General features: G+C 59.2%; 4 protein-coding genes. 2 read left to right on the top strand and 2 right to left on the bottom strand.

Features of this window, described 5'->3' with window-relative positions:
* Positions 1–106 precede the first annotated feature (106 nt).
* Positions 107–2,077 carry a MacB family efflux pump subunit gene (locus tag GHO41_RS20495; protein ID WP_153434504.1) on the bottom strand — a complete coding sequence of 657 codons (1,971 nt, stop codon included), beginning with the start codon at positions 2,075–2,077 and terminating at the stop codon, positions 107–109.
* The gene (locus tag GHO41_RS20490) at positions 2,078–3,250 is read right to left on the bottom strand and encodes an efflux RND transporter periplasmic adaptor subunit (protein ID WP_153434503.1); all 1,173 of its coding nucleotides are present in this window, start codon (positions 3,248–3,250) and stop codon (positions 2,078–2,080) included. It abuts the gene before it with no gap.
* A gap of 309 nt (positions 3,251–3,559) precedes the next feature.
* Here GHO41_RS20490 and GHO41_RS20485 point away from each other — a divergent pair, with 309 nt between their 5' ends.
* A complete protein-coding gene (locus GHO41_RS20485; protein WP_048373154.1) occupies positions 3,560–4,039 on the top strand; it encodes a sigma-70 family RNA polymerase sigma factor in 480 nt (159 codons plus the stop codon).
* 117 nt (positions 4,040–4,156) lie between these two features.
* Positions 4,157–5,494, top strand: coding sequence for a lysine N(6)-hydroxylase/L-ornithine N(5)-oxygenase family protein (locus tag GHO41_RS20480; protein WP_153434502.1), 1,338 nt, complete (start codon positions 4,157–4,159; stop codon positions 5,492–5,494).
* Positions 5,495–6,000: the final 506 nt, after the last annotated feature.

The following is a 6,000-nucleotide window of genomic DNA, read 5'->3' as shown; positions in this document are numbered from 1 at the left end:
GGCCGGGGGCGGTTGCACCGGGTGCGCGTCGCGCGGCGGGGTTTGGCTGCACGCGCCCAGCAACAGGCACGTGGTCAACAGACTCAAAGACGGCTTCATCAATCGATCATTCACTGGTAAGGGCCGTGACCGGGTCAAGCCGGGCAGCTTTGCGGGCGGGCATAAAACCGAAAATAACGCCGGTCACCAGCGCACAGGCAAACGCGCCGAAGACCGCAACCATTGAAAATGCCACGGCCACATCACACAGCAGCAAAACCCCGCCGATGATAAAGGCCAGGGTGATGCCCGCCAGGCCGCCGACCACCGACAGCATCAGGGCTTCGGTCAGGAACTGGCGCAGAATGTCACGCTGGCGGGCACCGGTGGCCATGCGAATGCCAATCTCGCGGGTGCGTTCACGCACGGTCATCAGCATGATGTTCATCACCCCGATGCCGCCGACCAACAGCGAAATGGCGGCAATCGAGCCGAGCATCAACGACAGCGTGTTGCGAGTTTTGGCTTCGGCCTGGATCATCGCGGCGTTGTTGGTGATCTCGAAATCGCGCTTGCCGTGGTGGAGCTTGAGCATCAATTGTTCGATGGATTTTTCGGTCTGTTTGACCTTGCTCGCATCGGCGGCGGCAATCACTACGTATTCCGGATTGTGCGTACCGAACAAACGCACGCTGGCGGCGGAGTAGGGCACCACGATGCGCGAGTCACTGTCTGAGTCTGCTGAGCTGGCGCCTTTTTCAGCGAGGATTCCGACCACGCGAAACGGCACGTTCTCCAGCAGGATGTATTGCCCGATGGGGTTGGGCACGTCCTTGAGGACTTTGTCGCGGACCTTTTTACCGATCACCGCCACGGCGGCTGCGGCGTCTTCATCGGCCTGGCTGAAGAAGCTGCCTTGCACCACCGGCCAGTTGAAAATGGCCGGGAAGTCGATGCCGTTGCCGCCGGTGTACATCGTGTGGTCGACGTTGCCATAGCGCACGCCGATCTCGGCGCCGTTGATGGGCATGATCATCTTTACTTGAGGTAAGGTCGACAGCGCGGCCACGTCATTGAGCGTGACAATTCCCAGCGGCGCCCGGGGGCGGGGTGACATGCCGCTGAGGTAGATGATGTTGGAGCCAAACGCACCCATTTCGGCCATGACCTGGCGTTTGCTGCCTTCGCCGACAGCCAGCATCACCACCACCGATGCCACGCCGATGACGATGCCGAGCAAGGTCAGGGCGGTGCGAAAACGGTTGATCCACATGACTCGCCAGGCCGCGTGAAGGGCGTCGACCAATTCGCCTTTCCAGGCGCCGCGGGCTTCACTGCCTTCATTCAGGCGCTGGCGCAAGTCAATCGCTTGCAGTGCTTTGGGGTTTTCGCTGGCCGCTGCTGCGGTGCCATTGGCGCAGTCGCTGATGATCTCGCCGTCGCGCACCTCAATGATCCGGTTGGCCCGCGCTGCGACTTCGCGGTCGTGGGTAATCAGGATCACCACATGGCCCTGGCTGGCCAGCTCATCGAGCAGCGCCATGACTTCTGCGCCGCTGTGGCTGTCGAGCGCACCGGTGGGTTCGTCGGCCAGGATGATGTGCCCGCCGTTCATCAACGCGCGGGCAATCGATACGCGTTGTTGCTGACCGCCCGACAGTTGATGCGGACGGTTGCCGGTGCGTGTGCCAAGGCCCAAGCGGTCGAGCAGGGCGGCGGCGCGGGCATGCCGCTCGGCCGCTGGAGTGCCGGCGTAAATGGCGGGCATTTCGACGTTTTCCTGGGCCGAGGCCGAGGGGATCAAATGGTAGCCCTGAAAGACAAAGCCGAACGCCTCGCGGCGCAGCCAGGCGAGCTCATCGCTGGCGAGGTGGGCAACGTCTTCGCCGGCAAACAGGTAGCGCCCTGAGGTGGGCCGGTCGAGGCAGCCAAGGATGTTCATCAAGGTGGATTTGCCCGAGCCCGACGCGCCGACAATGGCGACGAATTCACCAGCGTTAATCGACAGGCTGATGCCTTTGAGCACGTGAACTTCGGGCGTGTCGATACCGCCGTAGACCTTGCGGATGTCTTGCAGCTCGATCAGCGGAGTGCGCATTTAGCCTCCGTTGCCGATGGCCGGGCCGATCAGCAAGTGATCGCCCTCGTTTAACCCTTCGAGCACTTGCACGCGCAGGCGATCGCTGATGCCGGTACGAATGTCGCGGTGCTCGATCTTGCCGTTTTTGCTCACCACGTTTGCGCTTTGCCGATTACCCTCGGTGCTGCCTTGCAGCGCGACAATCGGGGCCAGCAACACGTCTTTGGCCTGATCGGCAACGAAGAACACTTGCGTGGTCATTTCTGCCATCAACGCCTGGTCGCTGTTGTCGACATCCAGCAGCACGGTGTACAGCACCACTCGCGCGCTGCCGCTTTTGCCCGAGCTGGCCGGGCTGCCGCCGCCCTGGCTGGCTTCATTCAGCGGTTTGGGCGGGACCGGCAGAATCTGCCGCACGGTGCTGTTCCAGCGCCGATTGCCACCGCTCAAGGTGGTGAAGTAAGCCGGCATGCCCGCTTTGACGTGGCCGATATCGGCCTCAGAGACTTCGGCCCATACGGTCATCGGTGAGAGTTTGGCGATGCGCAGGATCAACGGGGTTTGCTGTTGTGCATTGAGGGTCTGGCCTTCGCGCGCATCAAGGGCGACCACGGTCCCCGTCATGGGCGCGTAGATGCGCGTGTAACCCAGCTCGGCTTCATCGCTGCGCAGGCTGGCCTGGGCTTGGCGGATTTGCGCCTGGAACATGTCAATTCGGGCCTGGGTGGTTCGCACTTCAGCCTGTGCTGACTGAATGTCTTCTTCGCGGGTAGCGCCGCCTTTGGCGAGGTTTTGCTGGCGCTGGTATTTCTGTTTGGCCAGGTCGTGCAAAGCGCGTTGTTCCTGGAGTTGGGCCGTGAGGTTTTCAACGGCATAGCGGCTGGCGTCGAGCTTGGCTTTTTGTGTGGACGGGTCAATTTCGACCAGCAATTGGCCTTCTTTAATTTCGTCACCCACCTCAACGTGAATCGTCTTGATCTGCCCGGAAGCCTGTGCGCCCACGTCAACATATTGCCGGGGTTGCAGTGTGCCCAGCGCCGTCACGCTGCTTTCAATGTCGCCGCGGGTAATGGGCACGGTGTCATAAGCGTCGCGGCCAGTGGTCAAAAAGGGCCATGCCGCCAATGCGACAACCAGCAGTAAAAACAGGGCAACAAAGAGCGCACGGCGGGTCTGTCGAGGGCGTTTCATTCAGGGTTCCGGCCAATGGGGATCGGCCCGTCTTCGTTGCACTGGCACAAAAAGCCCGGGGCAATCGCTGTCGAGCAATCGACAAACACGGGGAGCTGTTGAGTAAACGAAGGATTTAGCTAGATATTTAGGCGTTTAATCCTGTGTCTGTGACTAAATATTTCGAGGCTGTTTTTTCAACAGGCCTTAAATCTATATGAGAATTACTATAAATTACGGTCGCAAAAGTGCCATCATCATGCCGCTTACTCATTCGGTCTGTTTCTGCGCTCATGGAATGTTGCCGCGCTGCTGCGGCCGGGAGTCCTGTTGGAAAACTACTATCGCGAACTGGTGAGCTTTTTGAGTGCCAGATTGGGCAACGCTCAAGCGGCAGAAGATGTGGTGCATGACGCTTATGTACGGGTGCTGGAGCGCACCAGCGATGAGCCGATTGAACAGCCACGGGCGTTTTTGTATCGCACCGCGCTTAATCTGGTGATCGACGGTCACCGCCGCAGCGCCTTGCGCCAGTCTGAGCCGCTGGAGGTGCTGGACAGCGAAGAGCGTTTTTTCAGCCCGTCGCCACAGCTGTTGATGGACCAGAATCAGCGCCTGCAACAGATCCAGCAGGCGCTCTCGGAATTGCCGGCGGCGTGCCGTGAGAGTTTTTTGCTACGCAAGCTGGAAGGCTTGTCCCACGTTGAGATCGCCGAACGCTTGGGCGTGTCGCGCAGCGTGGTCGAGAAGCACATCGTAAATGCCATGAAGCATTGCCGGATTCGAATTCGGCAGTGGGACAAGTCTTAAATTTTTTTTCCGTGTCCTCGTCCCTACTCAACAGACGACCTGCTGATCTGTCACAGAACAGTCGGGTTACGGGTTTTTTAATCCCTCTGTTGAGGGGCAATCCAGAGGACACTGGAAATGACACAGGCAATCGCTTCGGCCGTCGTTCATGATCTGATCGGCATCGGTTTCGGGCCTTCCAATCTGGCCCTGGCCATCGCCCTGGAAGAGAGCGGGCAGGTGCACGGTCCCTTGGATGTGCTGTTTTTAGACAAGCAGGCGGACTACCGCTGGCACGGCAATACGTTGGTGACCCAGAGCGAGTTGCAGATTTCCTTCCTCAAGGATCTGGTGACGCTGCGCAATCCCACCAGCCCTTATTCGCTCGTCAATTACCTTAAAGCCCACGACCGCCTGGTAGATTTCATCAACCTTGGGACCTTCTATCCTTGCCGGATGGAGTTCAACGACTACTTGCGTTGGGTGGCTTCACACTTTGAAGCGCAGAGCCGGTATGGCGAAGAAGTGCTGGCCATCGAGCCGGTGCTGCACCAGCAGCAGGTTGAGGCGCTGCGGGTTATCTCCCGCGATAGCCAGGGCCAGCACCATGTGCGCACGACGCATTCAGTGGTTGTCAGCGCCGGGGGCACGCCGCGCATTCCGGCCGCCTTCAAGGCGTTGAAAGACGATGCGCGGGTGTTTCATCACTCGCAGTACCTTGAGCGCATGAGCCGCCAGCCCTGCGTTAATGGCCAGCCGATGCGCATCGCAATCATTGGGGGCGGGCAGAGTGCTGCCGAAGCGTTTATCGACCTGAACGACAGCTACCCGTCGGCGCAGGTGGATTGGGTGTTACGCGGTTCGGCGTTGAAACCGGCGGACGACAGCCCGTTCGTCAACGAAGTGTTTTCGCCGGAGTTCACCGATCTGGTGTACCAGCAGGGCACTGCTGAGCGCGAGCGGTTGATCACTGAATATCAGAGCACCAACTATTCGGTGGTGGACATCGACTTGATCGAGCGCATCTACGGCATTTTTTATCGTCAGAAAGTGTCCGGTATTGCCCGCCATGTGTTCCACAGCCTGACCAGCATTGAAAGTGCAACCTCAGACGAGCAGGGCGTCAAGCTGGTCTTGCGCAACAGCGCCAGCGGTGATGTCAGCGAGCAGCACTACGATGCAGTGATTCTGGCCACCGGCTATGAGCGGCAAATGCACCGTCACCTGCTGGCGCCGCTGGCGCAATACCTGGGTGATTTTGAGGTGGATCGCGACTACCGGATCGTCACGGACAAGCGCTGCAAGGCCGGGATCTATATGCAGGGTTTTTGCCAGGCCAGCCATGGTTTGAGTGACACCTTGCTGTCGGTATTGCCGATACGCGCGCAAGAAATCTGCGCTTCGTTGTACGCCCATGACCAACATCACAAGCAGGGCAGCCTGACGGATGAGCGGGTGTTGGCGGCGGCGATATAACCATGTAGTCGTTGACTCGCAGCGCGAGGCTACGTCCGATGGCGCAGCGATCGTGAATCCCGAACCTGTGTCTTTACTGAAAGACTGCGGTTACCTGATTTACGACTGCTATGCAGCCGGACGTAGCCTCGCGGTGCTCGTCAACGACTACGCAGAGATGTAGGTACGCGCAAACTGAACCCTTCCTGAAGATAAATCTGATTCATAAAACGGAAGCTTTCCTACGGTTTACTCTCCTAAATGCCGGGAGTAAGCTGCCGACGTTTTCATAAAAGAGCGCAGATCCTAAGTGGGTAACAGTTCGAGTGACAGTAGTCGGCCGGTTATGAAGACCGGCGTATTCTCGGCAAGCTAACGCGCAGATTCCCCTGTCGTTGCTTGCTGACCAGCGAGCAGCGGCATCCTGAACGGGGTTGTGACCCCGAACCCGAAGCCCTCTCCCAGACACTGAAACGTGTTGCGCAGTGCAACACGACGTTCGCGCGTGCCTTCGGCACGGGGCGCAC

Source organism: Pseudomonas sp. FSL R10-0399 (genome assembly GCF_009600165.1).
Lineage (GTDB): Bacteria > Pseudomonadota > Gammaproteobacteria > Pseudomonadales > Pseudomonadaceae > Aquipseudomonas > Aquipseudomonas helleri.
Note: the sequence above shows the minus strand (reverse complement) of the source record. Positions and strands in the feature narration are given on the sequence as shown.

Excerpts from the sequence above, each read along its gene's own strand:
- GHO41_RS20495 (WP_153434504.1), bottom strand. The coding sequence starts at position 2,077 with ATGCGCACTCCGCTGATCGAGCTGCAAGACATCCGCAAGGTCTACGGC.
- GHO41_RS20490 (WP_153434503.1), bottom strand. The coding sequence starts at position 3,250 with ATGAAACGCCCTCGACAGACCCGCCGTGCGCTCTTTGTTGCCCTGTTT.
- GHO41_RS20480 (WP_153434502.1), top strand. The coding sequence starts at position 4,157 with ATGACACAGGCAATCGCTTCGGCCGTCGTTCATGATCTGATCGGCATC.